Annotated in this window: 29 protein-coding genes; 10 read left to right on the top strand and 19 right to left on the bottom strand. The window is 55.6% G+C overall.

From position 1 onward, the window contains the following. Window positions 1-16 precede the first annotated feature (16 nt). The 3 genes from A8B84_RS06040 to A8B84_RS06030 all read right to left on the bottom strand — a co-directional run bounded on the left by A8B84_RS06040 (window position 17) and on the right by A8B84_RS06030 (window position 2,780). Window positions 17-511, bottom strand: a complete 495-nt coding sequence (locus A8B84_RS06040) for a MarR family winged helix-turn-helix transcriptional regulator (RefSeq protein WP_064227778.1) — start codon at window positions 509-511, stop codon at window positions 17-19. Window positions 512-610: 99 nt separating this feature from the next. Further along, window positions 611-1,066 carry a GatB/YqeY domain-containing protein gene (locus A8B84_RS06035; RefSeq protein ID WP_064227777.1) on the bottom strand — a complete coding sequence of 152 codons (456 nt, stop codon included), beginning with the start codon at window positions 1,064-1,066 and terminating at the stop codon, window positions 611-613. 121 nt (window positions 1,067-1,187) lie between these two features. Next, window positions 1,188-2,780, bottom strand: a complete 1,593-nt coding sequence (locus A8B84_RS06030) for a BCCT family transporter (RefSeq protein ID WP_064227776.1) — start codon at window positions 2,778-2,780, stop codon at window positions 1,188-1,190. 230 nt (window positions 2,781-3,010) lie between these two features. Between A8B84_RS06030 and A8B84_RS06025 the strand changes: the two genes are divergently transcribed. Together A8B84_RS06025 and A8B84_RS06020 are read left to right on the top strand one after the other, a co-directional pair. Next, the gene (locus A8B84_RS06025) at window positions 3,011-3,904 is read left to right on the top strand and encodes a patatin-like phospholipase family protein (protein ID WP_064227775.1); all 894 of its coding nucleotides are present in this window, start codon (window positions 3,011-3,013) and stop codon (window positions 3,902-3,904) included. Between the two features lie 90 nt (window positions 3,905-3,994). Then, the gene (locus A8B84_RS06020; protein ID WP_064227774.1) at window positions 3,995-4,663 is read left to right on the top strand and encodes a glutathione S-transferase family protein; all 669 of its coding nucleotides are present in this window, start codon (window positions 3,995-3,997) and stop codon (window positions 4,661-4,663) included. On the opposite strand, the gene A8B84_RS06015 is transcribed toward A8B84_RS06020, so the two are convergent. From A8B84_RS06015 to A8B84_RS05985, 7 genes are all read right to left on the bottom strand, one after another. Continuing rightward, window positions 4,648-5,457, bottom strand: coding sequence for an alpha/beta fold hydrolase (locus A8B84_RS06015; protein WP_227512689.1), 810 nt, complete (start codon window positions 5,455-5,457; stop codon window positions 4,648-4,650). The two genes, A8B84_RS06020 and A8B84_RS06015, sit on opposite strands and share 16 nt — an antisense overlap. A 42-nt stretch (window positions 5,458-5,499) precedes the next feature. Further along, the gene (locus A8B84_RS06010) at window positions 5,500-6,573 is read right to left on the bottom strand and encodes a hypothetical protein (protein WP_064227772.1); all 1,074 of its coding nucleotides are present in this window, start codon (window positions 6,571-6,573) and stop codon (window positions 5,500-5,502) included. A 29-nt stretch (window positions 6,574-6,602) separates the two neighbouring features. After that, complete coding sequence (locus tag A8B84_RS22130; RefSeq protein ID WP_064227771.1) at window positions 6,603-8,621, bottom strand: ABC transporter ATP-binding protein; 2,019 nt, start codon at window positions 8,619-8,621, stop codon at window positions 6,603-6,605. Window position 8,622: 1 nt separating this feature from the next. Beyond that, on the bottom strand, window positions 8,623-9,543 hold the full coding sequence (locus A8B84_RS06000) for an ABC transporter permease (RefSeq protein WP_064227770.1): 921 nt from the start codon (window positions 9,541-9,543) through the stop codon (window positions 8,623-8,625). Between the two features lie 21 nt (window positions 9,544-9,564). Beyond that, window positions 9,565-10,482 (bottom strand): ABC transporter permease, encoded by a 918-nt coding sequence (locus A8B84_RS05995; protein ID WP_064227769.1) that lies wholly within the window; start codon window positions 10,480-10,482, stop codon window positions 9,565-9,567. Continuing rightward, window positions 10,482-12,035, bottom strand: coding sequence for an ABC transporter substrate-binding protein (locus tag A8B84_RS05990; RefSeq protein WP_064227768.1), 1,554 nt, complete (start codon window positions 12,033-12,035; stop codon window positions 10,482-10,484). Before A8B84_RS05990 ends, A8B84_RS05995 begins: the two co-directional genes overlap by 1 nt. A 151-nt stretch (window positions 12,036-12,186) precedes the next feature. Further along, window positions 12,187-13,110, bottom strand: a complete 924-nt coding sequence (locus tag A8B84_RS05985; RefSeq protein ID WP_064227767.1) for a LysR family transcriptional regulator — start codon at window positions 13,108-13,110, stop codon at window positions 12,187-12,189. Window positions 13,111-13,254: 144 nt separating this feature from the next. On the opposite strand from A8B84_RS05985, the gene A8B84_RS05980 reads away from it, so the two are divergent. From A8B84_RS05980 to A8B84_RS22045, 3 genes are all read left to right on the top strand, one after another. Further along, window positions 13,255-14,505, top strand: a complete 1,251-nt coding sequence (locus A8B84_RS05980; RefSeq protein ID WP_064227766.1) for a porin — start codon at window positions 13,255-13,257, stop codon at window positions 14,503-14,505. 169 nt (window positions 14,506-14,674) lie between these two features. After that, a complete protein-coding gene (locus A8B84_RS05975; protein WP_227512688.1) occupies window positions 14,675-15,025 on the top strand; it encodes a DUF6635 family protein in 351 nt (116 codons plus the stop codon). Next, complete coding sequence (locus A8B84_RS22045) at window positions 14,946-15,191, top strand: DUF6635 family protein (protein WP_319822972.1); 246 nt, start codon at window positions 14,946-14,948, stop codon at window positions 15,189-15,191. Before A8B84_RS05975 ends, A8B84_RS22045 begins: the two co-directional genes overlap by 80 nt. Before the next feature lie 10 nt (window positions 15,192-15,201). On the opposite strand, the gene A8B84_RS05970 is transcribed toward A8B84_RS22045, so the two are convergent. Then, complete coding sequence (locus A8B84_RS05970) at window positions 15,202-16,587, bottom strand: FAD-binding oxidoreductase (RefSeq protein ID WP_064227765.1); 1,386 nt, start codon at window positions 16,585-16,587, stop codon at window positions 15,202-15,204. Window positions 16,588-16,819: 232 nt separating this feature from the next. Here A8B84_RS05970 and A8B84_RS05965 point away from each other — a divergent pair, with 232 nt between their 5' ends. Next, window positions 16,820-18,115, top strand: coding sequence for an NAD(P)-binding domain-containing protein (locus A8B84_RS05965; protein WP_064227764.1), 1,296 nt, complete (start codon window positions 16,820-16,822; stop codon window positions 18,113-18,115). Between the two features lie 47 nt (window positions 18,116-18,162). Here the strand turns inward: A8B84_RS05965 and A8B84_RS21655 are convergent, their stop codons facing one another. Beyond that, complete coding sequence (locus A8B84_RS21655; RefSeq protein WP_162841249.1) at window positions 18,163-18,321, bottom strand: hypothetical protein; 159 nt, start codon at window positions 18,319-18,321, stop codon at window positions 18,163-18,165. A gap of 165 nt (window positions 18,322-18,486) precedes the next feature. Here A8B84_RS21655 and A8B84_RS05960 point away from each other — a divergent pair, with 165 nt between their 5' ends. Beyond that, window positions 18,487-18,690 carry a hypothetical protein gene (locus tag A8B84_RS05960; RefSeq protein WP_064227763.1) on the top strand — a complete coding sequence of 68 codons (204 nt, stop codon included), beginning with the start codon at window positions 18,487-18,489 and terminating at the stop codon, window positions 18,688-18,690. A 101-nt stretch (window positions 18,691-18,791) separates the two neighbouring features. Further along, window positions 18,792-18,968, top strand: coding sequence for a DUF1328 domain-containing protein (locus A8B84_RS21150; RefSeq protein WP_014578073.1), 177 nt, complete (start codon window positions 18,792-18,794; stop codon window positions 18,966-18,968). A 175-nt stretch (window positions 18,969-19,143) separates the two neighbouring features. Here A8B84_RS21150 and A8B84_RS05955 read toward each other — a convergent pair whose 3' ends face one another. Continuing rightward, window positions 19,144-19,521 carry a nuclear transport factor 2 family protein gene (locus A8B84_RS05955; RefSeq protein WP_064227762.1) on the bottom strand — a complete coding sequence of 126 codons (378 nt, stop codon included), beginning with the start codon at window positions 19,519-19,521 and terminating at the stop codon, window positions 19,144-19,146. Between the two features lie 159 nt (window positions 19,522-19,680). Here A8B84_RS05955 and A8B84_RS05950 point away from each other — a divergent pair, with 159 nt between their 5' ends. Beyond that, window positions 19,681-19,965 carry a DUF3175 domain-containing protein gene (locus A8B84_RS05950; protein WP_064227761.1) on the top strand — a complete coding sequence of 95 codons (285 nt, stop codon included), beginning with the start codon at window positions 19,681-19,683 and terminating at the stop codon, window positions 19,963-19,965. Here A8B84_RS05950 and A8B84_RS05945 read toward each other — a convergent pair. The 3 genes from A8B84_RS05945 to A8B84_RS05935 form a co-directional block, all read right to left on the bottom strand. Continuing rightward, complete coding sequence (locus tag A8B84_RS05945; RefSeq protein WP_064227760.1) at window positions 19,962-20,264, bottom strand: hypothetical protein; 303 nt, start codon at window positions 20,262-20,264, stop codon at window positions 19,962-19,964. The genes A8B84_RS05950 and A8B84_RS05945 overlap by 4 nt on opposite strands. Window positions 20,265-20,312: 48 nt before the next feature. Beyond that, window positions 20,313-20,777, bottom strand: a complete 465-nt coding sequence (locus A8B84_RS05940) for an AtaL-like protein (protein WP_064227759.1) — start codon at window positions 20,775-20,777, stop codon at window positions 20,313-20,315. 130 nt (window positions 20,778-20,907) lie between these two features. Then, the gene (locus tag A8B84_RS05935; RefSeq protein ID WP_064227758.1) at window positions 20,908-22,212 is read right to left on the bottom strand and encodes a ferric reductase-like transmembrane domain-containing protein; all 1,305 of its coding nucleotides are present in this window, start codon (window positions 22,210-22,212) and stop codon (window positions 20,908-20,910) included. Window positions 22,213-22,307: 95 nt separating this feature from the next. On the opposite strand from A8B84_RS05935, the gene A8B84_RS05930 reads away from it, so the two are divergent. After that, window positions 22,308-22,901, top strand: a complete 594-nt coding sequence (locus A8B84_RS05930) for an NUDIX hydrolase (RefSeq protein ID WP_064227757.1) — start codon at window positions 22,308-22,310, stop codon at window positions 22,899-22,901. On the opposite strand, the gene A8B84_RS05925 is transcribed toward A8B84_RS05930, so the two are convergent. The 3 genes from A8B84_RS05925 to A8B84_RS05915 all read right to left on the bottom strand — a co-directional run bounded on the left by A8B84_RS05925 (window position 22,884) and on the right by A8B84_RS05915 (window position 24,817). After that, complete coding sequence (locus A8B84_RS05925; RefSeq protein ID WP_064227756.1) at window positions 22,884-23,369, bottom strand: hypothetical protein; 486 nt, start codon at window positions 23,367-23,369, stop codon at window positions 22,884-22,886. The two genes, A8B84_RS05930 and A8B84_RS05925, sit on opposite strands and share 18 nt — an antisense overlap. A gap of 8 nt (window positions 23,370-23,377) precedes the next feature. Continuing rightward, window positions 23,378-23,758, bottom strand: coding sequence for a DUF6152 family protein (locus A8B84_RS05920; protein ID WP_064227755.1), 381 nt, complete (start codon window positions 23,756-23,758; stop codon window positions 23,378-23,380). A 135-nt stretch (window positions 23,759-23,893) separates the two neighbouring features. Continuing rightward, entirely contained in the window at window positions 23,894-24,817 is a 924-nt protein-coding gene (locus tag A8B84_RS05915; RefSeq protein ID WP_227512687.1) for a DUF4124 domain-containing protein, read from the bottom strand. Between the last annotated feature and the right edge of the window lie 175 nt (window positions 24,818-24,992).

Here is a 24,992-nt window from a genome sequence, read left to right as displayed (position 1 = left end):
AAACAGGAATGCCTGTTCAGGCACTCTCTGCAAGATGAGTATCCAGATGACTGTGCAAGCGGTTTCTCAATGCACAGAGCTCGGTCTTCAAACCCTCCAGTTCGGCCAGTGAACAACCAGATGCACTGGCTACCCGCTGCGGTACCCCGACTGCTGCTTGCTGGAGACTCCGGCCTTTCTCCGTGAGGCGAACGATCACCTGCCGCTCATCCTCCGGTGAACGCTGGCGAACCAGTAACCCGTGTTTCTCAAGCCGTTTGACGAGGGGCGTCAGAGTGCCGTAATCCAGAAATAAACGCTCCTTGAGGGTCGACACCCGAATACCATCCTTCTCCCACAACACCAGCATTACCAGGTACTGCGGATAGGTCAGCCCAAGCTCGGTCAGTAGCGGCTTGTACAGTTTGGTCATGGCTAAAGACGCGGAATAGAGGGCAAAACACATCTGCCGATCCAGTGTCAGCAGATCTGCGCCGGGAATCGATTGATCTGAAGATTCATGCTCTGACATTTAACTTGCTCGCGATTACCTTGTGCACGATTTAAATTAACCAAATAGTAGTCAGTTTGCAACCCCCGCCAGTCTCGGCCAGACGGGGGCGAATCAGAATCAACCCGCCAAAGCGGACCTCACCTTCTTGCTCAGATGGCCCATTTCAACCCGACCAAGCACTTGAGGCTTGAGCTCGTTCATCACTTTGCCCATATCCTGCATCCCCTGGGCGTCGGTTGAACTGATGGCCATTCGGATCAACCCATCCAGGTCATCCTCGTTCAGGGCCGCGGGCATGAACTCCTCAATGATCACCATTTCAGCACGCTCTTTGTCGCCCAACTCTTCACGGCCGGCGTCATCATACTGGCTCGCGGCGTCGCGGCGCTGTTTGAGCATCTTGTCCAGCACCTTAAGAACATCCTCGTCGTTGAGCTCGCGGCGTTCGTCAATCTCGATCTGCTTCACCGCAGACTGGGCCATGCGCAGGGTAACAAGCCGGGTTTTATCCTTGTTCCGCATTGCCTCTTTTACCGCACTGCTCAGTTGTTCCTTCAGAGTTGGTGCCGTCATTTCCGATCTCCTGCTTTGTCTGTTTTCTGTTTATATGGGGACAGAATCCGGAAAATACAAAGGCCCCTTCGGTGAGGGGCCTTTGACGTCGTAGGAGGGTTTGCAGGGGGCAGCCTGCCATTTACATCTTACCTTCCGCGATCAGCAAGCGGCGTTCGTGATGAAGGCCCTTGAACAGGCTATACATCATCACCAACAGCACCAGGGTAAAGGGCAGCCCAACACTCAGGGCGCCGGCCTGCAAGGCGCTCAGCGCTTCCTTTCCGCCCACAAACAACAGCACACCGGCAATCGAACCTTCAATAACTGCCCAGAAAATACGCTGAGCTTTCGGGGCGTCGGTCTTGCCACCTGACGTGATGCTATCAATCACGAGCGAACCCGAATCTGAAGAGGTCACAAAGAAGGTCAGCACCAGCGTAATCCCGATAAAAGAGGTAATCCCCGAAAGAGAAATATTCTCTAGTGCCTGGAACATGGCCAGCGATACATCGGTCAGCCCCTCGGACGCCAGCACCCCAATGTCGTTCTGAACCTGATGGAGCGCGCCGCCACCGAAGGCGCTCATCCAGAACAGCGTGATGATGGTCGGAATGATCAGCACGGCGGTGACAAATTCACGTACCGTGCGGCCATGGGACACACGGGCGATAAACATACCCACGAACGGTGACCAGGAGATCCACCAGGCCCAATAGAATACAGTCCAGCCGTGGAACCAGGTGGTATCTTCTTCGCGGCCAAACGGATTGCTGAGTGCAACCATGTTGGAGGCGTAAGACACAGACGTATCCCACAGCCACTGGAATACAGCAAGCGTGGGGCCGGCAAAGATGACAAACAAGAGCAGCAACCCTGCCATCACCATATTGGCGTTACTCAAAATCCGGACACCGCCGTGAATGCCTCGAATCACAGAGAAGGTGGCAACGGCCGTAACGCCGGCAATGACGCCCACCTGAATATTCAGACCTCCCTCAATATCGAACAGGTAGGAAATACCCGATGCCGCCTGTTGGGCACCAAAGCCGAGCGAGGTCGCAAGACCAAAGATCGTTGCCAGAACGGACACAGTATCGATCACGTTCCCCGGCCAACCCCAGACCTTGTCCCCGAGTATCGGGAAAAACGCAGAGCGTATGGTTAACGGCAGGCCCTTGTTAAAGGCGAAGAAAGACAATGATAGCCCGACAATCGCGTAAATCGCCCAGGGATGCAGGCCCCAGTGGTACATGGTTGCCCCCATCGCCAGGCGCGCACCTTCTGCGGTGTTAGGCTCAACGCCAAGCGGCGTTCCATACCAGTCGGTGTAATAGGCAACCGGCTCTGCAACCGACCAGAACATCAACCCCGTGCCCATGCCTGCAGCGAACAGCATGGCAAACCAGGAGAGCAGGGAGAATTCGGGTTTGGCATCAACCCCACCAATCCGAATCTTGCCCACCGGCATGAAAATCAGTGCCAGGCAGAAGAGAACAAACAGGTTTGCACTGAGAAGAAAGCCCCAGTCGAAGACAGCGATCGCACCATTCTTGGCGCTATCGAGCAATTCCTTTGCACCCGAAGGAAAAATGAGTGTTCCGACAACAAAAGCAACGATCAGGAATGCGGTCAGAGGAAACACGATGTTGTGGATATCAAATCCAAACTTCTCGATATTATCCTGACCTGCTACGTAGTCGGTCTGATAATCATCTTTAATGACGTCACCCAATGTGAGGACTCCTATGACTGCAAAATGCGGCAGTCGGTTGGAAAATTTACCTCCTTAAGTGCTACGCCAATATTTTGAACTCTAAGAATTAAAATTTCCAACCTGTCTCCGGAACCCAGACCAAGCCCCCGGTAATCACACATCCAACTTTGTTCGCATTACGCTGAATCAAACACGCCACTTACTCTGGTAGACTTTACCTCCTCGAACACGGCAACAGGCCCAGAACCATGAGACTCAACCCCTTTAACACCCGGATAGGCCTGGCCCTGGGGGGCGGCGCGGCAAAAGGCATTGCCCACATCGGCGTTCTCAAAGCTTTCGAGGAGGAGCAAATCAGGATTCACTGTATTTCCGGCACCAGCGCAGGCGCCCTCATCGCGAGTTATTACGCCTTCGGCCGCCCGGCGGAGTCTATCCTTTCCATATGCTCGACCCTGAACCTCTCGAAAATCATCAACTTTACCTTCGAGCGTGGCGGCCTTTTCAGCACCAATGCCATTCGGGAGATGATCCACCGTGACCTGGGGGATGTCCGGATCGAAGACGCTGAGATTCCGCTGGCAATCTGTGCAACCGATATCGAAACCGGCGAACAGCTGATCTTCCGGGAAGGCAACCTGGCGGATGTTGTTTGCGCGTCCATGGCGGTGCCCGGCCTGTTTGTACCGGTAGAGATCGATGGGCGAACACTTGTGGACGGCGGGCTGGTTGAGAACGTACCGATTTCACCATTGGCGAAAATGGGAGCCGGGATTACGGTGGCAGTTGATCTGAGCCATGTCAGCCGTTACCCGAAGCCAGACAACACCTTCGATGTGATTACCAACGCCATCAACATCGGCATCGATTTCAACACCCGCAAGCAACTCAGGAACGCCGACATAGCGGTACCGCTGGATCTGAGCGACTACAGCCTCACCAATAACGCAGACCGTGTTGAGGAGTTGTACCTGGAAGGCTATCACCCCATGAAGAAAAAGATCCGCCAGGTGCTCTGGTACAAGCGGATGCACCTTGCCATCAGTCTTCTGAAAACAACCCGGACATTAATGCCCTTCAAGGTGCCGGAGATTCTCAAGGAACTCAAACGCCACGGCTTTGCGGTGCGCAATCGGCATTAGCCACTCAATCATCGTCAGCGGTGAACCAAAACGCTGTTTGAAGCCTACTCTTCACACCCGATCATTTTTCAATGCGAATGGAGCTTGCGCATGATTACAGTCCACCACCTCAACAATTCCCGCTCACAACGCGTTCTCTGGATGCTGGAAGAACTGGGCGTGCCCTATGAGATCAAGCATTACCAGCGTGATCCCAAAACCATGCTGGCGCCAGAAAGCCTCAAAAAGGTGCACCCTCTGGGTAAATCTCCGGTGATTACCGACGGAGATCTGGTGGTGGCCGAATCCGGCGCCATTATTGAATACCTGGCCCACACCTACGGCAAAGACACGATGCTGCCCGAGAGCGGCGGCCAGGCCTGGCTCGACTACACCTACTGGCTGCACTATGCCGAGGGTTCACTGATGCCGCCACTGGTTATGCGTCTGGTGTTTGAAAAGGTCAAAACCAGCCCGATGCCGTTCTTTATAAAACCGGTCGCCAAAGGCATTTCAGACAAAACCAATGAAATCTTCATCGGCCCGATGATCAAGACCCATCTGGATTTTGTGGAAGGCCACCTGGCGAAAAATACCTGGTTCCTGGGTGACAAACTGAGCGCTGCGGATATCCAGATGAGCTTCCCTCTCGAGGCCTCGGTAGCCAGAGGTATCGTCGGCAGAAACCGCCCTCATATCACCGGCTGGGTGAAACGGGTTCACGCCAGACCGGCTTATCAGAAGGCGTTGGAGAAAGGCGGTGACTACGACTTTGCCTGAATGACAGGTTGTCCCGACCCCAGCAGGAAGTCCGAGACGACAGCGTTAAAACGCTTCGCGTCTTCAAGGTAAGGCGCATGGCCCAAGCCACTCAATTCCAGGTGTTGGACATCCGGAATATGCTCCAGTAGCGGCTCGGCCTTTTTCAGCGGTGCCACCGAATCCTTGTCGCAGGTGATGACCAGAGTCTTTGCCTTGATTCTTGCCAGCTCTGGTATCAGGTTGGCGGTCTGGATGGCCCAGGCCGCATTCACAACACCACCCGGCCGGGATTCGGCCGCAATGGCTGCAACCCGCTGGAACAGTGCCTCGCTGGTTTCATCCGGCAACATGCCCTTGGCGCGTCGCCTGCCGTATTCCTCCCTGGGCAGCTCTTCCAGTTCACGCAACCTGCGCTGGTAGCGCTCATTGGCACCGTCTGTCAAACCGTGGCCGGGGTGCGTACATGAGAGAACCAGTCGCCTCACGAGCTCGGGTTTCATGATGGCTACTTTCATGGCCACCAGCCCCCCCATGGAATGCCCGACCAGATTGACCGGTCTGGTGGCACAGGTCTCAAGAAACTCGATGGCGACTTTTGCAAGCTCTGTAACCGAATCACCAGCAACATCGGACTGCCCATAGCCCGGTGCGTCCCAGGCCCACATCTTCATTGATGCTGCCAGGCCCGACAGCTGGTCAACCCAGCTCGATCCGTTACCATTAAGGCCGTGAAGGAAGAGCACCGGCGTACCGCTGCCGTTTTCCAGATAGCTAAGCCGACCATGCGCGAGGCGTACAATCGATCGGGGCATTTGCTTTTCCATAGTGGTCCCTTCGCTCATAGTTGGGTGTCTTCAGAACGGAGATTCTTCACCGTCGTCTGAGCCTTTCAGCAATTCGTTTTCTTCTCCGGAATCACCGTCCGAGCGATAGGACTCGTTCAGCTGCATATCGTCAGTGAACAATGGCTCCTCAGCCTTACCCTCCAACAAGTACTCGGCCCCGGCTTCCGACATTTTGCGACCGCTGTGGCCAATGCCGTAGACGGTTTGCAGCTCCCAGTTGTATTCCGTGTTCAGCTTTTCGGCCTGTTCCCTGTTCACCCGGTAAAAGTTTTTACCCTTCTCGAGGCGATGCGCGCCCTGGGCCCTGGCAATCTCAAGCTGGCTCAGCAGACGATGAGAGGTATCGTCATCATCGGTGCCCAGCATGATCACCAGGTGATGCTTGTAGGACGCTTTCAGGTCCTCAGGCTCAACACCGGTGTTCTTCAACCCGTAACGCAGTGGCAAGGTCCAGTCCGGGAAAGTGTATGTGCCTGAGTTAGCGGCGATGCCCGTGCCTATGCGGGCCTGGGGATACAGCATGATCATGCGGGTAACAAACTGTGCGCCACTGCCATGGCCCCAGATATCGTAGGTCTCAGCATCCAGATTGAAGTGGTTTTTCAGTTCATCGAATGCCCGTTCAAAGGCAGCAAAGGAGGTCTGCTCCACGGGCACCCGCTCACCCTTGGTTTCGTCTGTAGAATCGGAATCCGGCGTTACCCAGTTACCGGTCTGATACCCCCAGCCCGTAGGAAAGTCTTCGTCTGAAATCTCCGGAGCAACGATCAGTACGCCGTACTGTTTTGCGTAAGCGCCCCAGTAATCACGGTATTTGTCGGCGTCGCGACGACCGCCGTGCATCACCATGATGACCCGTGTGTCGGGTGTGATCTGATCGGGTCGGGAATACCAAAGCCGCATGTCCACCGGCTTGGCATCAGTGCCAGCAGAGACCACAAAAGAGCCGTAGCTCTCAAAGGTTTCCGGCTGAAAGAGCTCAGATTCGGATTCTTCGCTGTATGCCGCACTACCGGGTTGCACCGAGGCACAACCGGAGAGGACTGACATAAGCCCTACTAGAAATATGGCGATGAGTTTCATGGCACAGGTCCTCTGTTTTGTTGTTTGGTTCAGGGTTTCAACTGGCTGCCGGCGGTTTTTGCTTTCCAGCACTGAACCAGCGTGTTGTCGATGAGCTCCGGCCCCGGAGCCTGTTCACGGCATTGCTGCCCGGCAATGGGGCAGCGTGGGTGAAACGGGCACCCGTTGGGACGATTCATCGGATTCGGAAAATCGCCGGACAAGCCTGGATCAGGCACGCTCTCGCCCGGAGAAATACTCAGCGCGGAATCCATCAGCGCATGGGTATAGGGGTGCTTCGGGCTGGACATTACCTGGTCACGCTCGCCGCATTCGACGATTTCGCCCAGGTACATCACCGCTACCCGATCCGCCATGTGCTGAACCACAGAAAGGTTGTGGGTTACGAACAGATAGGTCAGATCCAGCTCGTCCCGCAGGTCCAGCAGCAGGTTCAGGATCTGGGCCTGTACCGAAACATCCAGAGCCGAGGTAGGCTCATCGCAAATCACTACTTCCGGATTCAGGATTAGCGCACGTCCGATGGCCGCACGCTGGCGCTGACCACCGGAAAGCTGATCGGGGTAGCTGTTAAATACCCTTGAGGGCAGGCCGACCAGTTCCATCATCTTCCGGACCTGCTGGTGTTGTTCTTGTGTCGAGCCAATGCCGTGAACAACCAAGGGCTTGGCGATAATCTCGCCGATGGTTTTCCGGGGATTCAGAGAAGAATATGGATCCTGGAAAATCGGCTGGATCATGCGGGCCCGTTCCATGGGCGGCAGGTTTCCAATCCGCTGGCCATTGAGCGTGACGAACCCGGTTGAGGGAGCCTGCAGACCCATGATGGTTCGGGTCAGCGTGGTTTTGCCACAGCCTGACTCGCCCACCAGTGCCAGGACCTCGCCCTTTTTCAGGGTCAGGCTGACGTCATCCAGTGCCTGCAGCGGTTTGCGCTTGCCGAAGAGGCCCCGGCGCACTGAAAAGGTACAGCTGACGTGGTCCACCGTCAGAATGTCTTCGGCCCCGCGACAATCGGTTTTTCCGGTTCTTTCACTGCCGACTGGCTGCTCCGCAGTTCCTTCTCCTTGCTCAATTTCAGGCTCATGGCACACAAAGTACCTGCCTTGATGGAGCTTCTTTGTTGGCGGATTCGTTGTCCTGCAAACATCTGCCGCCCTCGGGCACCGGGAAGCAAAGGCACAGCCCGAGATCTCGCCGGTCATGGCAGGAACAATACCCGGAATAGCCCCGAGCCTTTGCTGGCTGTGCCCCTGGTAGCCAGGCACACACTCCAGTAACCCTTTGGTATAGGGATGGCATGGGTTTTCCAGTACCTCGGCGGTCTTGCCGGTTTCGACAATATCACCGGCATACATAACCGCTATGTTGTCAGCAGCCCGCGACACCACACCCAGGTCGTGGGTGATCAGAATCATGGACATGCCGAATTCCCGCTGAAGGTCTCGAAGCAGATGCAGGATCTGGGCCTGGATGGTCACGTCCAGAGCCGTCGTGGGCTCATCGGCAATCAACAGTTCCGGCTCGTTCATCAGGGCCATGGCGATCATCACCCGCTGACGCTGACCACCGGACAATTCATGGGGGTACTGCTTAAGCCGGCTGGCAGGGTCTGGCAGGCCTACCTTCTCCAGCAGGTAGATTGCCCGCTTTTCGGCCTCTGCGTCGGATACCTTCCTATGCAGCGTCATGGTTTCCTTGAGCTGCCGGCCGATCGAATACACCGGATTCAGGCTGGTCATCGGCTCCTGGAAAATCATGCCGATGCGCTGGCCCCGGATCTTGCTGGCCAGCTCCCGCTCGGTGGCGTGAGTCAGGTCACTGCCATCAAAGTCGATGCAGGACGCCTGTCGGCGGGCAGCCGGTGGCAGAAGGTTCATCAGTGCCAGGGCTGTCATGGACTTGCCGGAGCCAGACTCGCCCACAATACCGAGGGTTTCGCCCCGTTTGAGTTCCAGGCTGATGCCCCGCACTGCATGCAGCGTGCTGGAATCGGTCGGAATATCGACTGACAGATCCTGGATATCCAGAATGGATGCAGTGCTCATATCAATTCCTCCGATTGGTAACGGTCACGTCCCGCACGCCATCGCCCAGCAGGTTGATGGCAATAACGAGAATGAACAGTGAGATGCCGGGCAGGATCACCAGCCAGGGCTGGAAGAACATCGCCTGTTTGCCTTCAGCGATCATCAGGCCCCAGGACGGAATGGGCGATGGAATGCCCAGGCCGAGGAATGACAAGGTGGCTTCGTTCAGGATGGCCACCGCCACCTCGAGGGTGAAAATCACCATGATCTGGTTCACCAGGTTCGGCAGCACTTCCTTGACCGCAATCTGGAACCTGCTGCACCCCATGGCCTGAGCCGCAGCAACAAAGTCCAGCTCGCGCAGTCGCAGAGTTGCCGACCGGGTGACCACCAGATAGAACACCCAGTGCGTCGCGCCAATCACAAAGATCACCACCGTTATTGACTGGCCAATCACGAACACCAGAGCCATGATCAACAGCAGGCTGGGTACCGCTAGTTGGCAAGTCACGAGGAAGTTCACTGCCTGGTCCAGCCAGCCGCCGAAGTACCCGGCGATGAGACCAAGGGTGACACCGATGATCATGCCAATGGTGGCAGCACCAATGCCGATGGTCATGGAAATGCGCGCGCCGTAGATGATTCGGCTGAGGTAATCCCGGCCAAGATGATCAGTACCCAGCAGGTATTCCCAGCTGCCACCCTCAACCCAGACCGGTGGCAACATGCGCATCGGAAGGTTCTGAAGGTATGGATCATGGGGCGCCAGCCACGGAGCAAACAGGGCAAACACAGCCATCACCAGCAGAATGCCGAAACCAATTTTCAGGCCATAGTGATTGCGGGCACGCTTCAGGGCGGCCATGGTCGGACTCAGGCCCAGGCCGGTCTCTTCCGAATCGATGCGAGATTCGTCGGCGGTCAATTCAGACGGACTCATAGTGTTTCTAACAGTCATGGTTCACCCCATCCGAATCCGTGGGTCAAGCCAGGCGTTGATCAGATCAGCCGCCAGCGTGAGCAGTACAAAAGTCAGTACAAAGATCAGGATCAGAGACTGCACTGTCGGAATGTCCGAGTTAAAAATGGACTCCACGGCAAGGCGGCCGAGGCCATTCATGCTGAATACCGATTCGGTTACCACCGAGCCGCCCAGCTTGTGGCCAAGTTGCACTGCCAACACACTGACGATGGGCAGCAACGCGTTGCGCATGGCCTGTTGAAGAATCAGCCGGTAGCCGACGAAGCCTTTGGCGCGAGCGGTGCGAATGTAATCAGAGGAGAGCACGTCCAACAGCCCGGTTCGGGTCAGGCGCATCACCGCCGGCACCGAACTGGCGCCAAGCACCAGGGCGGGCAGTACGTAGTGTTTCCAGGTGGCGTCGCCAGACACCGGGAAGATCGGAAAGGTCACCGAAAACAGGATGATCAGCATCAGGCCCAGCCAGAAGTTCGGAATGGCCTGCGCGGATACCGCCGTCGATAGTGCAAACCGGTCAACCCAACTGTTGGGTTTCAGCGCGGCACTTATCCCCAACGGCAGTGCGATCAGGATGGTGACACCCAATGCGGAGAGCGCCAGCACGATGGTGACTTTGGCGTGCTCCTTGATCAGCTCTACCACTGGCTGTTTCCAGAAGTAGCTCTGGCCAAAATCGCCCTGAAGGGCACTGCCTAGCCAATCCCCGTACTGGACAGACACCGGCCGATCGAAGCCGTACTGCTCGCGAATGTCGTCAACCATCTCCTGGGGCGCATCTTCACCGGCAATGGTCTGGGCCGGGTCCGTTGCGAAATGGAACAGAGCGAAGGTGCCGAAAGACACGGTAAGTGCTACCAGCAGGGCCATCAGCCCACGTCGAAGGATATAGTTAAACATTATTGGTCGCTCCAGCTGGCTTGCCAGAAACGCGGAACGCCGTCTTTGGGAACCGGGAACTCAAGCCCCGGCGACAGCAGGTAGTTTTGGCTGTAGGAAAACATGGGAACCCAGTAGGCCTGCTCGGCAATGCGATTCAGGGCCTCCCTGTAAAGGCGTTTGCGCTCAAGGGGATCAATGGTGCGTTCGGCCGCCAATACGGTTTCGGCCAGTTCTTCGTCATCGGTGTAGTTGCGGGCAGAACCTGCTGCGAAATGCACCCCGGTGGAGGCGGAAGCATCGGCGGTGCCGCCACTGCCGTATGAGGCGAAGAAGGCTTCCATGTCTTTGTCGTTTCGTACTTTGGCGAACACATTGAGCTTCACAAACCGAAGATCAACGTCCAGACCGATCGCCTTCAGGTCGCTGACGACCGCCTCGGCAATGATCTTCTCGCGGTAGGCCCACAGCTTGAAGGAAAAACCATTGGGGAAACCGGCTTCTTTCAGAAGCTGTTTCGCCTTTTCGGGGTTGTAGGGATAGACAGGCCCGTCCGCATTGCAGCCAAACTGCCGCGGGTGACAGGCGTAGGGAACCACCTCTGCACTACCGCGCACCAGGTATCGGGTGATTTCCTCCCGGTTGATAGCGTGGTTGATCGCCTGACGCACCTTGAGGTTGGTAAACGGGCTGTCCGGGTCTGAATAGCCGGCAGCGTCCAGGGTAATGTAGCCAATGCGGATATCGTTGCCTTCCTTGCGCTCTACGCCCGGAAGGTGGCTGATGTTATCGGCCACATCCGGCGGCACCCCCATCATCATGTCTATGCCGCCGCTGAGCAGCTCCGCCTGCTGGGTTCCCTGGTCGGGAATCACCCGGAATACCATGGTTTCAATGGCCGGATTGGCTTTCGGGCTAGTGTGGTAGTAACCCTCGAAGCGCTCGATCACAATTTCTCGGCCGGCGCTGAACTCTTTGATCCTGTATGGGCCGATACCATTGAGTGGCCGGTCTTCGGCCGCGTTATCCATGCCATCGGCGCCCTCATAAGTACCTTCCTTGCGGACCGGAATGCTGATCGCCATGTCCCGCAGCGCCATGGGATATGGTAGATGGAGATTAAAGCGCACCGTTCTCGGCCCGGTTTTCTCGACACTCTCAAGCCACGACTGAATCACCGGTCCACGGCTGGTGTCGGACTCGTCATCGAGTACCCATTCAAAGGTATAAACCACATCGTCGGCGGTCAGCTTGCTGCCATCGTGGAAACGCACATCATCCCGAACGGTGACATCCAGCGTGGTTTCGTCGACCCATTCATAAGACTCAGCGGCCAGTGGTTCGAACTCGAGGGAATCGGGGTTCACATAAAACAGACCGTCGTCGGTCAGCCGGGAGAGGATCAGGCCTTCGCGCTGAATCGAATACAATCGGTCGACGGTGGTGAGTGGCTTTTCAAACGCAACCACCAGAGTGTTGTCATCCTTGCCTGCGTTTGCGCACACCGGCAACAGGCCAGCGACGACCAAGCTTATCAGTCGATTTTTGAATGGCACCGGGGTCCGGGTCCTCATCTCTCCTCCTGATTGTCATTATTTGGAGAATCTGATCAGCCCACCCTGGCAAGGTTCATTGACGGGCGATCATTGAATGAGGCCAGTTTAGGTAGGGCGAATTGATTTTAAAATTGAATATAAGTCATATTTCTATGCAATTAATGCATCCTTAATCGGTGTCGCCTGTCATCACGGCGTGCTCCCCCAGCGACTCACGAACCTGGTTACTCAGGCAACGAACCAGGCTTTTGGTCGCCGGTGTCTCCTCAAAGCCTGGCGGGAAAAGCAGAACAAACTGAAGTCTGTAGGAGGGGTTCAGGGGCAAAAGACTGTACCGGCTCTCGTCCACCGCCAATGCTGCCAGTCGGTCAATAATGGTTACCCCCAAACCCTCCACCACCATCTGGCAGGCCAGCACACTGGAGGTTGTTTCGATTTTGCAGGTGAGTTCTACACCGGCGGAATGAAAGATCTCTTCCATCTGAAAGCGGGGACGCAGTCCCGGCGCCAAAGCGATAATGTCGTGTTCCGCCATCTGCTCTGCCGTTACCGACTCCAGCAGCTCCAGTGGATGCCCCTTTGGCACCATCACCATGGCATCAGTATCAAAGAAGGGCCGCTGGATCACTGACGGATGGTTGCAGGGCTTGGTCAGTGCCACTGCAATATCGTAATGCCTGCCCGCCACCCATTGTTCGATATCACGATGGCCTCGAACGTCTACACTAAAACGCTGTTCGGGATGTTCTGCCACGAACCGGGCGAGCGCCGGAGAAACCAGGCTATTCGCAAGCCGCGCCAGTGCCACAATACGAAGGGTGCGAGTGCCACCATCCTTGATTTCCCGCACGATGCGCGGCAAATCATCGAGGTTGGCCAGAATTTTTTCCGCCTCTCGATAGAACTCCTTGCCCTCCGGTGTAAGCACCAGACGGCGCTTCTCCCGCTTGAACAGTTTGAGCTTCAGTTCGTCTTCAAGCGTAGAGATCAGGCGACTGGTTGCTGGCTGGCTCAGATTCATCACAGACGCCGCCGCCACCAATGAGCCATGAATTACCACCGCACGGAAGCACCTCAACTTTTTGATATTCATGTTGATCTCCGGATCAGATGCAGAAAACGCATATATCTATCTAATGTTTTCAATTTACATAGGTATCAACTGTAGCCGATAAAGAGGGTGTCAACACAGAAAACGCCACTGAGCAATCAGTACAAAACAAAAACCGGAGGCAATATGAGGTTTTCAAAAACGCTGCTGGCGGCTGGGATTTTCAGCATTGCAGCATCCCCGGCATCGGCCCTTGAAGTGGAAGTAGGTGGCCAGGTTAACCGGGCAATCATGTACGCGAAGGACGGTTACAACGCGAACGAACTGGGGCTTGGTTCTGATACCGAGATCTATCATGTGGACAACCGCAACAGCCCGACCAGGTTCAACATCGGCGGTACCCAGCGCATTATCGATGGCTGGACCGCCGGGGCTCTGATCGAAGTCGGCGTATTCGCCAACGCGTCCAATGATGTCGATCCCGCCCAGAAGAATACCGGCCCGGAAATTGATGAGCGGATCACCGATGCGTTTCTCGACACTCCTTACGGCAAGCTCACAGTAGGCCTTGGCGAAGGCGCCGCCTACAATGCCGGGCGCCGGGATTATTCCGGCACGGGCGTGATCAGTTTCCGCAACCCCAGCCTGATTGGCGGCGAACTCCGGTTTGCTCTGAAACCATTCCCGGCATCGTTTCGCTCCAGGCCGAACAGGACGCCCCCTGAAACCAACCCCTTTGACGAAGCCAACCCGTTCGGCAACGAGGTGAGCATTTCCGGGAGTATTCGAGATTACAACTTTGAGGGCCGCCACAACCGTATCCGTTACGACAGCCCTCGCATCGGCCCGGTAACCATCTCCGTGAGTGCCGGCCATGACGGCGACGACGGCCAGGATTCCATTCTTCAGATGGGCGTTAAATCCGGCTTGCGGGTTCCGGGCGGCCGAATGCTGATTGGCGCAGGGTATTCCCGCTCAACCCAGAACATCGACAATCTCAGCAGCGACGAACCAGACGTAAACACCTACGGCGGCTCCGTATCTTACTTCCACAGTGATACCGGCCTGAACCTCTCGCTGGCTGCCGTGAACCGCGCAGAGAAGCTTACCCCGGAAGAAGCGACTGACACCTTTGACGCCACCGACTCAGAGCTTGGCCAATTTCGCTATGTAAAGCTGGGGTACCGCCCGAACCGGACGCACGCATTCGACATCCATTACGGCGAAACCCGGGATCGGAACAAAAACGACGAGAAGGGGTCTGTTATTGGTGTCGGCTACGTATTCAGCCCAACCGATCTGTTTGACGCCTACGCCGGCGCAAAGATTCACAGCCACGAGCGGGCCGAATGGTGCACCACTTCCGGCAACACCTGTTATGCGCCGGAGTATGAGGACATTATTCTGGTTACGACTGGCTTGCGAGTGAAATTCTAGAACACTCCACACAGCGTCATTGTTGTGGTCTTTTGCCCCTGCCATGCAGGGGCTTTTTTATAGAAGCCTTGGGCATCATGCTCAAATGTTCAGTTCAATTTCTCGATGCCATTGCACGTCGCTTTGCCCGATGACACTCTATCAGTCACTTTCATCCAAGTGACCAACCATGCCCGAAACGCAGGACCAAACCGTTTCCGAAGCCCAGGTAGAGCAGGCAATCCGTTTAGCCGTCGAGCGCTACTTTGACGATTGTCGGGCCCGGATCCCGGCATTCATCGACCGACATTTTCATTATCCAGGCGCTATATCAACCAATCGGATGGCACTTGGATGGGACATGCTTCGGGCACCGATCAATTTGCTGTGGGCGCCGGTCTATGCACTCGCCTGCGTGCTTAAGTGGCTGGTACTGCAGCGTATTTCCACCGGAGCCTTCATTGGCAACAACCGCCGGCGTATTGTTTGCCGTCATGGCCGCACTGGCTGCGTTTGCGGCTTTATCCGGCATGATCTTTGACCCCATCCAGGCTGCGGTGGGTTTACACCGAAGGCGACTGCACAAACTGCTTGATCATCTGCAGAGAGACATTACGCTCCACACCCAAAGCAGCTTCCGACCAAAGGACCAGTTTGTTGCGAGGATTCTGGACACGTTCGACATGATCAGATCGAGTCTGCTCTAGTGAACGAACTCTAGCCCGGCCGAATGTTCTGATTCACCCGGAACAGATTCTCCGGGTCATACTTCTGTTTGACCTCCATTAATCGCTTGTAGGCGTCGCCGTAGGCAAACTCGACCCGCTCCGTCTCGTCGTGTGAAAGAAAATTGATATATGCGCCACCACTGGCATAGGGCTTGGCAGCCTCAAAGAACGCGCGCGCCCACTGGCGGCAATGCTCATCTTCCCCGGGTGTCTCCCAGCGTCCATGAACATTCATCACGTAGTTTGCGTCGCGACTGGAATAGGCCATGGCGTCATGCGCCACGCGCCCGGTCTGGCCGCCGATCGAGGCAATAAAAATCTCGCAGTGGGGCGATGGCAGCTTCTCCCCGAATTCCAACGCAACCCGGACCACATCGTCGGTCAGCTTCACAAAGTTGTGGGACTTCCAGTAATTCCTCGCTCCGTCCGCCAGCAGCGGGTCAAACGCCTGCTGCCAGTTGGCGTAGGGCTGAACGCCAACATGCTCGCCGTGCGCTTCACCAAACGAACGTAAGGGTGCGATCAGCTTCTCGCCCACTTCCGGGTTCCCCGCGTAGCAAATCGCCAGGGCGACAATGGGCTCGCCATGAACCGACTCAGGCAGGAAAGGTAACGGAGGCGCATGCCGAATCACCAGCCACACATTGAGTTCGTCGGGCATGGTTTCCGTGAAACGTGCAAACTGCGTCAATACCGACTTGGCCTGATCGAAGGGAAATACCATCAAGCCACTCAACAGCTCAGGCCCCACCGGATGTAGCTGGAACTCAAACCGGGTGACTACACCGAAATTGCCACCACCACCCCGAGTGCCCCAGAAGAGGTCTGGATTCTCTGTAGCACTGGCGCGAGTCTGGCGGCCATTGGCGGTCACCATATCGGCGGAGATCAGGTTATCAACGGTCATGCCATGTTTTCGGCTGAGCCAACCAAAGCCGCCGCCCAGGGTCAGGCCTGCCACGCCTGTGGTGGAATTGATCCCCAGCGGCGTGGCCAACCCATGCATTTGTGCAGCCGCGTCAAAGTCTGCCAGTGTGCAACCCGGCCCAACGAAGGCTCTCCGGTTTTCAACATCCACCTCTACGTCCTTCATTTGCGACAGATCGATCATCAAACCGTCGTCGCACACAGCGTTGCCCGCGATGTTGTGGCCACCGCCCTTGATCGAGACCAGCATCGACTGGTCCCGCCCGAAATTAACCGCGGTCACCACATCCTCCGCCGAATGGCACTGGGCAATCAGCGCCGGTTTCCGATCAATCATCGCATTCCATATCTGGCGGGCCTCGTGATACCCCGCATCTGTCGGTTCAAACACAGGGCCACCAAACAGCCCCCTGAAGGTGTCTATCGTTCCTTGCTGCAACTGAGTCATAGCTATCTCCTTGCCCCGAAGGACTCCACTCTTCATCCTGCGCCATTTCAAGGGGAACACCAGCGGGTTATTAGACCGTTTAAGGACTATGGCGGAACTGTTAGCCGCTTTTGGCCAGGGGAGTGAGGAACATTGGCACTGGGCACCGGGAGGGTGTAGTTTAAAAATTGAACGCAATGCGTCGATCACCCCTACCCTCTTCGGGATGCCACCGCATTTGCAGGAGCACCCCATGAACACCAATGAAGACCTTGATCTGGTTATCGTCGGCGGGGGCATCGGCGGCATCATCTGCTTGAAATACGCCAAAGACGCCGGGCTGAATGTCATTCTTCTGGAGCGCGGTGACTGCATCGGTGGCTTATGGCGGGACCTCCCTTACTGGCAGGACATTCAGTTCCGCAAGGAAGACTGGACACTTGGCAGCCTGCCCCTTGCCGGGGAGGACCAGCGCAACATACTGGGCAACATTGAAGCCTGGGTGGAGCGCTTTGGGCTATCTCCGTATATCCACCTGAATGCGACCGTCACAAGCGCACTGCCGAACGAAAGTGGCTGGCAGATATTCACCAACACTGGAACACACCAAGCGAAATGGCTCATTGCCGCCACTGGTGGGCACAATCGCCCCACCGTACCGCAAGTCGCAAGGTTCAATTCTTCAATCACCGAATATCACTCTTCCGCCTTGCGCGATCCCGAGGAGTTGCGAGGCAAACGGGTGACCGTGGTGGGAGGTGGCGCGTCTGCTTACGATCTGCTGGATCTCTGCTTCGCTCACGGTGCAGACCGTGTTGCGTGGATCTATCGATCCACCAAGTGGATGCGACCAACGCGACGAATCAAGCACCTTGGAATCGACATGCGAGTCCTGGCCAGGTACCAGATGCTCTGCCTGCCCGCCGGTCTGATACATCGATTGACTAACAAGGATCTTCGGGCGAGGTACGCGAAAGCGGGTATAACCGGAATAATGCCGGAGGGCGATTTCGACATCCGCCGCGACCAGCTCATCCCTGGCCGGCCAGGGATGCTCATTCACTTTGCAGACATTGAGCGACATCGGGGAGAAGTGCGCTCGCTCTGCGGCAACACCATTGAGCTGTCAAACGGGGAAGAGCTGGAAACGGATCTGCTGCTCTGGGGCACCGGGTATGGCGTTGATTTCGGATTTCTTGGCCTCGAAGCCATCAACAAGGCGAAGAACCTTAACGAGATTGGTAGTCGCTGCTACTCCGGCTTCCTCTCTGCCGACGCGCCCAACCTCTTCCTTCTGGCACCAGGCGTACTTGACACCAACACCTCAACGCCCTGGGCCTATGCCCATGTGGCCAAATCCATCATGTCTCACATCAGGGGAAGACCGGTGTTTGTGAAGCCCCCAAGTGAAGCCTTCACCAACCATTTCGATCTCATCAAGCTACTGGCGACCAAGGATCGCGAGAACTACACATCAGGCATCTGGTACCTGAAGTACCTCTGGCTCGCACTATGTCACCCTTGGAAACGACCGATGCCTATTCCTTGAGGGGCAATGCATACCTCGAAGTCGGAGCGTGGATCCGCCTTTGCCTGTTACTTTTTCAGGTTAATCTGCTTCGACCCCTGATAGGCAACCTGCCCGCTTTTACCCTTGCCCACGTATTCAACAGACCCGCCAGACTTCAAAAAGGCAGCGGTCTGCTCTTCAATCGTTGCAGACGTTAACGTCACTTTTTCGGGCTTCTTGCTCATAATGATATCCAGGTTAACGTTGGCTTGATTACCAACATTGGCCCTTCATCATACCCTAAATGGCGAAAAATTGTTCGGTTCCTAAAGATCACGTGTAGCCCCGTCCTGATTCTGCTTGCGCTAGTATCAGTCTATGCGAACAAACTCACCGGAGGACTTCACTGCATGGAAACCGCTGACATCTTCCTGTCGCTACTGTTCGGCTGCATCGGCTTCGGGTATTTCATGTACGGGCGGCGCAGAAAAAACATCGTCACCCGATACTGCGGAATTGCCATGATTCTTTATCCCTATCTGGCCAGCAGCGCCTGGGAGATGCTGGCCGTGGGTGTGGGGCTGATGGTTATGCCTCGGTTTATCGAGCTCTGATGGATGCCCCGTTACTATCCTTTCACAAACACGCCTGAAATTTGCGCATACACCATCCGCGTGCCACGGTTGAAAGACAGCTCTCGAAAGGAGGATAGAAAATGCTCTATTGGGCTATCGTCTGTCTGGTAATTGCAATCATTGCGGGTGTTCTTGGTTTTGGAGGTATTGCGGGAACGGCCGCCGGCTTTGCGAAGATATTGTTTTTCATCTTCTTGGTACTGCTGGTCGTGTCACTGATCGTGAATGTCTTCCGCGGCAAGGGACCAAAAGTCTAGCGGGTGGCTGGGCCGTTCAAACCGGGTTTGATTGTCCGCAGGAGATCAAGCATGTTAGGGAGCGAAATCCCACCACTGGACATGACCGTCCGCCTGCTGATGGCCGTGGGTTTGGCCCTGCTTCTGGGGCTTGAACGGGACGTCATTGAGGAATGAGCCCGGAGCTTTGAAACGCTTAATCAGCGGCGGGCAGACTCCCGCCCAACATGTTTTCGATCACCGCCGCGTTGTAGAAAGTTTCAACGCACTGGATTTTTTCCTCTCCCACACGAAACCAGATTGCCAGGCGCACATCTCCGATTGGCTCGAAGTAGGTCCGGTAATCCAGGATCGCAAACACGTGCTCACCCTCGGCACTCAGTTGTCGTAGAACAAGGTCTTTCTGAATGGCAAACATACCGAACTGATAGGCCAACATGTCATCCCGGCTGAGGAAACGCATATTTGGTCCCACATATTCAAAGCCCTCGTCGGCAAGCAGGTCCTTGGCTTCATCCAACCGCTGGGCGCGGATGTTTTCGATGAACTGAGCCACAATTTCCTTTGGCTGCATGAACACACTCCAGAATCAGGCACTGACAATGTTGATTGCTCCTACTACCATAAACAGTAGCCTATTCGGCCCCGGCAGCAACAAAGCCTCTAACTAGCCTTGAGCAGAGGGCTGAAGGCTTTTAGAAAACCGCACTCGGGCAACTGGCGGAGGTGGAGCATGGCTAAGGCCGAAAACTGGTCGCAGAAAGTAACTGAATCCAGCGATGCCTTGAAGCTTGAGCATGGCGTATTCTCCCTAAAAGATCCCAGGGAAATCGCCCTGTCACTTAAAAAGTCTGCTGAAGAGAGCACCCGGCGCAAATCGGACCCTTACCGGTCCGCGATGTCTATGCTGACGTTCTACATCAATCGTGCGGGCAAACAACTGCCAGCAGAACAAAAAGACCGGCTGGAGGCCGCCAAGGAAGAGCTACGAGCCCTGTTCGGCAAGCACCACCGCTAGGAAACCCGTGAATACGCAGCCCTAACCCTCTCCATGGCAATCCGTGCATCATCCGGCTCAAGGCCCTGCTTTGCCAACTGCGGCATCACCATTCGACCGATACTCTTGCAGCGGGATCGGGGGATGTTGTGCTTCTCGAAAACGTTGGCGATGAACTGCGGTTCGGCATTCGGATTCGATTTAAGCAACTGACCAATTTCCCTGGCACAGGCCTGTTCTTTCGGATCAATGTTCTTTTTGGCTCGCCAGATCAGAAATCCAACGACAATAACGAAAATGCCGACGATCAGAAATTTCATGGACTTCTCACTTCCTATCTGGGTGATGAAAACCGGATTGACTAGATCTCAGAAAACACCCGTCTCCGCCAATTGCCGTATGATCTGAATGGTTTCTACATCTGTGGCCACATACGCCTCGTGGAGATACTGATCATAGGGCATTGAATCACCGCGATTCTCGATGCTCGCCGTATGATACCGGAACCGAACAAAAAGCGATTCGGGTTCCGGCTCCTCAATATCCATGACAAGGGTTGCTGCCGGAACGGTCTGAGTTGGCTGGGTTCGATATTCGATCCTCGCCTCATGCCAAAACGTAACTTCATCAATCACCTGTAGCCCCGGGAGCTGCAGGCAACGCTTCATGTAGGCCGGCTCCTGTTCGAGAATCTCGTAATCGTCAACACCTACCAGGAATTTGTCCGGGCGCCGGGCTCGGAGCACGAGGCCTTCCCATACCTGGAATCGGGTCAGCATCGGTATCTCTGGCTTGGTCACGTCGTTTATCTGAACGATGTGTTCAAAGGTCACTTGGCCTCCTCAAGACTCAATCGACATGAATTAGCGCAATACGAAAACGAGAAGCGTCACGCCTATCGTGATGTTCACAACCCAGATGGTCAAAGAAACCTGCTGTCGCTGGCTCAAGCGTCTGATTGGATTAGTCATACTGGAACCGCTCCGACAGGATGCGATGACCGGGCGTGCCCCGCTTGACCAGCTGATCTTCAACGACATCCATCATGATCGCCGGACCACACATCACGAAAACCCATTCGCGGAACTCTTCCTCCGAAAAAACCCGATTGATCAGCCCTCCATCGATAACGCCCGTCTCTCCTCGCCAGGTTTCTGGTGGTTCTGAGAGCACATAGACGACATCTTCTTCATCCAATTCATCACGACAGGCAATCTGGTCGATCACCCGATTTCCATAGATCACCTTTACCTTGCGCGAATCGCCGGTCAGACGCATTTGTCGGAGGATGCCCAGCAACGGAGAGAGGCCGACACCACCTGCAATGAGAGCGACTCCCGGTTCTGTGCGACCCTCCACCGAAAGATTGCCATAGGGCCCGTCGAGATAGGCCACAGTGCCAGCTTTTATCTGACCTATGGTTCGCGTGAAGTCGCCGAGCTCTTTGATCATGAAGGATAGCTTTGGCCTGGCTGCAGGCGCTGAGGAAATCGAGAATGGGTTTTCTTTCATCGAAAAAGGGCTGTGTCCTACATTCAGCCACACAAACTGGCCGGCTTTGTAATCCAGGCCCCGATGACCTTCTGGCGTCACGGTCAATTCCCATTGCTTTTGCGTTAACTGAACTACCGAATTCACACGCCACGGGTGCGCCTTTTGAAGAAGAGGAACCAGCAGGTAAACCATCAGTAGTGATCCGACAGCGATTACCGTCATAACCAGCCACACCCAGCTCATCACAGGCTCCGCCCCGTAGCGCCCGCCAAAGACCGTGTGGTGCAACAGAAGCAGTGCAATCAGGAACGCGCCAACTCCATGCATAAGGCGCCAAGTTTCGTATTTATAGTCGAGCTGGGTACGCCCTATGGCCAGCAGCACAAGGCTTGGGAGAAGCACGAAGGCGCCGATGCCGGATAATAACGCCGAAACATCCGTCGAAAGCGTCAATTGACGGGTAGGATCCCACGGGCGTGTGCCCCCTGAGGGCGTCCCCTGATAGAGGAAGGGATGGACAAGCGCAAAGACCAGCGCGGTGCGGGCCATGATCTGGTGAAACCGCATGGTCACATCCATGCCCACGCCATTTGAAATGACCTTAAAACGGCCGGACAGAATGAATTCCATGAGGATCATCGAAAAGGCGAGAATGCCAAGTCCGGATGCAAGTTCCTGGTGCCATTCGCGCGGCGGCCCTCCAACCACGGCGGACAAGATCAATGGCAAGGTAACAGCACCGAGGTAAATAATGATCAATAAAAACGGTTTCATTTCCAGAACCTATGGCAGCGAGGTCGCAATGCATACACCCGGCGAATACAGGATGTGTTTAACTATAGTCATCAATCAGCAGAGGACAGTTTTTCGTGCGTCCTAAGTCTTGGGTAAGCCATTTGCGCCCTCACAAAATACCGTTTCGACGCCGATTCGCTCGAGCATCCGTCGCGCTGATCGTCAGAACAACGGAAAGCGGGGGAAAGGAGTTGCTCTTCATTCAGCGGGCCCGACGGGAGGGTGATCCCTGGTCCGGCGACATGGCCTTCCCCGGCGGCCGGCTGCAACCCGAAGATAGGTCTGCCCGGGCTGCCGCCGAGCGGGAAACACTGGAAGAAACCGGCATTGAACTCAACCGCCATGGCCGCTATCTGGCCCGGCTATCCGACCTGATAACCCGCCATCACAGCCGTTGGCGCCCGATGGTTGTCACCCCTTATGTGTTTGAATGGCAGGGGCCCAAGGCCGTGTTGCTCAACCATGAAGTCGAGCGGGTGGTCTGGGTCCCTCTGGACTACCTCGCCGCCTGCGAGAACCAGAGCCAGCTTCCCTGGCCTACGCCCATCGGCACGCTGAACATGCCCTGTTGCCGCTATCAAGGTGCCTGTATCTGGGGGCTGAGCTACAGCATGTTGCAGGAGTTGCTGGCGACGGGCATCAACACAAGGTCAGAAATACCCCAGTAACCTGCCGAGAATCAGTACGCTGATCCAGACTACCAACGAAAGCAAGCCCCCTGCCCTGAGGTCCAAAGGCATGGGTGACTCCATCGGCAGGCTCCGTATGTCCCGGCGTGTCATTACCCGCCCCAGAGTCAACGCGTTCAACACGCCCAGCAAGACAAGCGCAATTTTAGCCTGGAACAGCGGGGATCTGGCGTAATCCGGGGCCGCGGTGGCGAACAACAGCGCTCCGCAGATAACCGCCAGCGCCAGACCAACTGCTGCCGTTATGCGCAGCACATCGACAAACACCATCACGGGGTATGTACGCCAGAAACCAATCAATCGCAAATCCAGCGGCACAATGCCACCAACCAGCAACGAAACCCCGAGAATATGCCCGGCGTTTACCACCGGGTACATCAATGTAGAGTTGCGCAGGGCTGAGACAAAGGCCAGATTTTCGACGGAAACCAGTGCTTGCTCAAACATCCCCGGAATCAGGACTTACGGCCCGGATACAGATCGTAGTCCTTGCCGTCGATCACAACCCGCTCAGCCTTGACCAGGCGCTCGCCTTCTCGGGCAGAGCGATGACCATGCACGGTGATTTCCCTGCCCTGGCTCAACATCTCTTTTGTGAGCCCAACGCGGTCGTTACGCCAAGGCTGGCCGACTTCCACAACCCAATCCTCTCCATCCACGCTGATGGTGACCTCGCCATGGGGATTACCAAGACGCACAGACTGAATGACACCGGTGATTTCAAACTCCTCGTCGGTTGCCCACGCCCAACCGTGATGGGCCTGCGCAGCAGAGGCGGCGAGAAAAGCAGCAAGAACAGCGAAACAAACGAGATAGGCAAAACGAAGCTGAGGCATATCCAATCCTCTTATCGCGATTTATCAGGGCAATTACTCACGCACAATTCAATGTTCAGGAAAATGTACGAGATTGCCATTACACCAGACTAGGACAGGTAAGCCTGCAATTCGTGCCCGAACAGCAGCAGACCACTAAAGCCGAACGACACTGTCCCCCTGATCGTGCAACCACCGCCGCCAGTCCAGAGCCAGCATGGTTACACCACCGATGTAATTATCATCCACCAGATAATACGAGAGGGTGCGATCTCCCCGGTTAAAGTTGTGCATCAGCCGCACCACAAAGTTACGGCTGGTCGGTTTGGAAAGCAGGAAATAAACGAACTGTCCAGACTGGGCCCGCAGGCTGCTTCGCCCCGAAAAGTCGGAGTGTCGCCAGTTATTGCTGGACAGTTTCAACAACTGGTCGATGGCCGTTAGACGGCCCTGCTCACGGGCTTGATCAACAACCCACCGGTTCTCGTGGTGGCGTTCAAAGTACAAACCCGATTCATCCCGCTTCAGCATTTCCATCTGCTCCGCCAGCCCCTCATTCAACCAGGCAGGCGAATACGGAACGATGGAATCAACAACCGCATGACTCACTTCGTGCTTGATTGTTTTGAAGGTGAGGCTTCTGTTTTTCCGTATATAGACGACGATCTGGTGTTCGGAAGGTATGTAAAGCCCGTAGGAAGCAACAGCCATGCCCCCGTCCCGACGGACGAGGTAGTTCCGGTATGTCGCGCCGTCCTTGAGGATCAGAATGTTGACCGGCACCGTCCTGTGCATATCAAAGGACATCACCCGATCAAAAAACTCATAGACGTTGTTAACGCCCTCAACGATCTGCTGGTGTTCCTCTTCGCTCAGCTTAACATCAACCGTTTTGATATCGATTTCAAAGCGTGACCATTCTGAGGTACCCGGCTTAACGTTGACCACTTCCTGCTTAACCCTGTGGTCCTGTCGGTCGCTGAAATGAACCTTTCCGTCCTCATCCACCCATTTATAGATCTTTGCGTGGCCAGAGCTTGCAACCGTCAGAAGCCACGCAAACAACATAAACGGATACACGACTTTCCTTGACCTTTTAAACACTGCGCTTTACCCGACAGATGAAAAGTGATTGCGGCAGCTAAAAAGGTACAGCGAAAGTCAGGATGTGCCAACACGAATGCTGGCTAAGCGTGAAGTAGCCACCGGGCTCCCAGCAGTCAGTGCACTCACCGCTGCAAAGAACCCGGCCATG

The organism is Marinobacter sp. EhC06, assembly GCF_001650915.1.
In the GTDB taxonomy this organism is placed as follows: Bacteria; Pseudomonadota; Gammaproteobacteria; order Pseudomonadales; family Oleiphilaceae; genus Marinobacter.
This window is presented reverse-complemented; position numbering and strand designations above follow the sequence as displayed.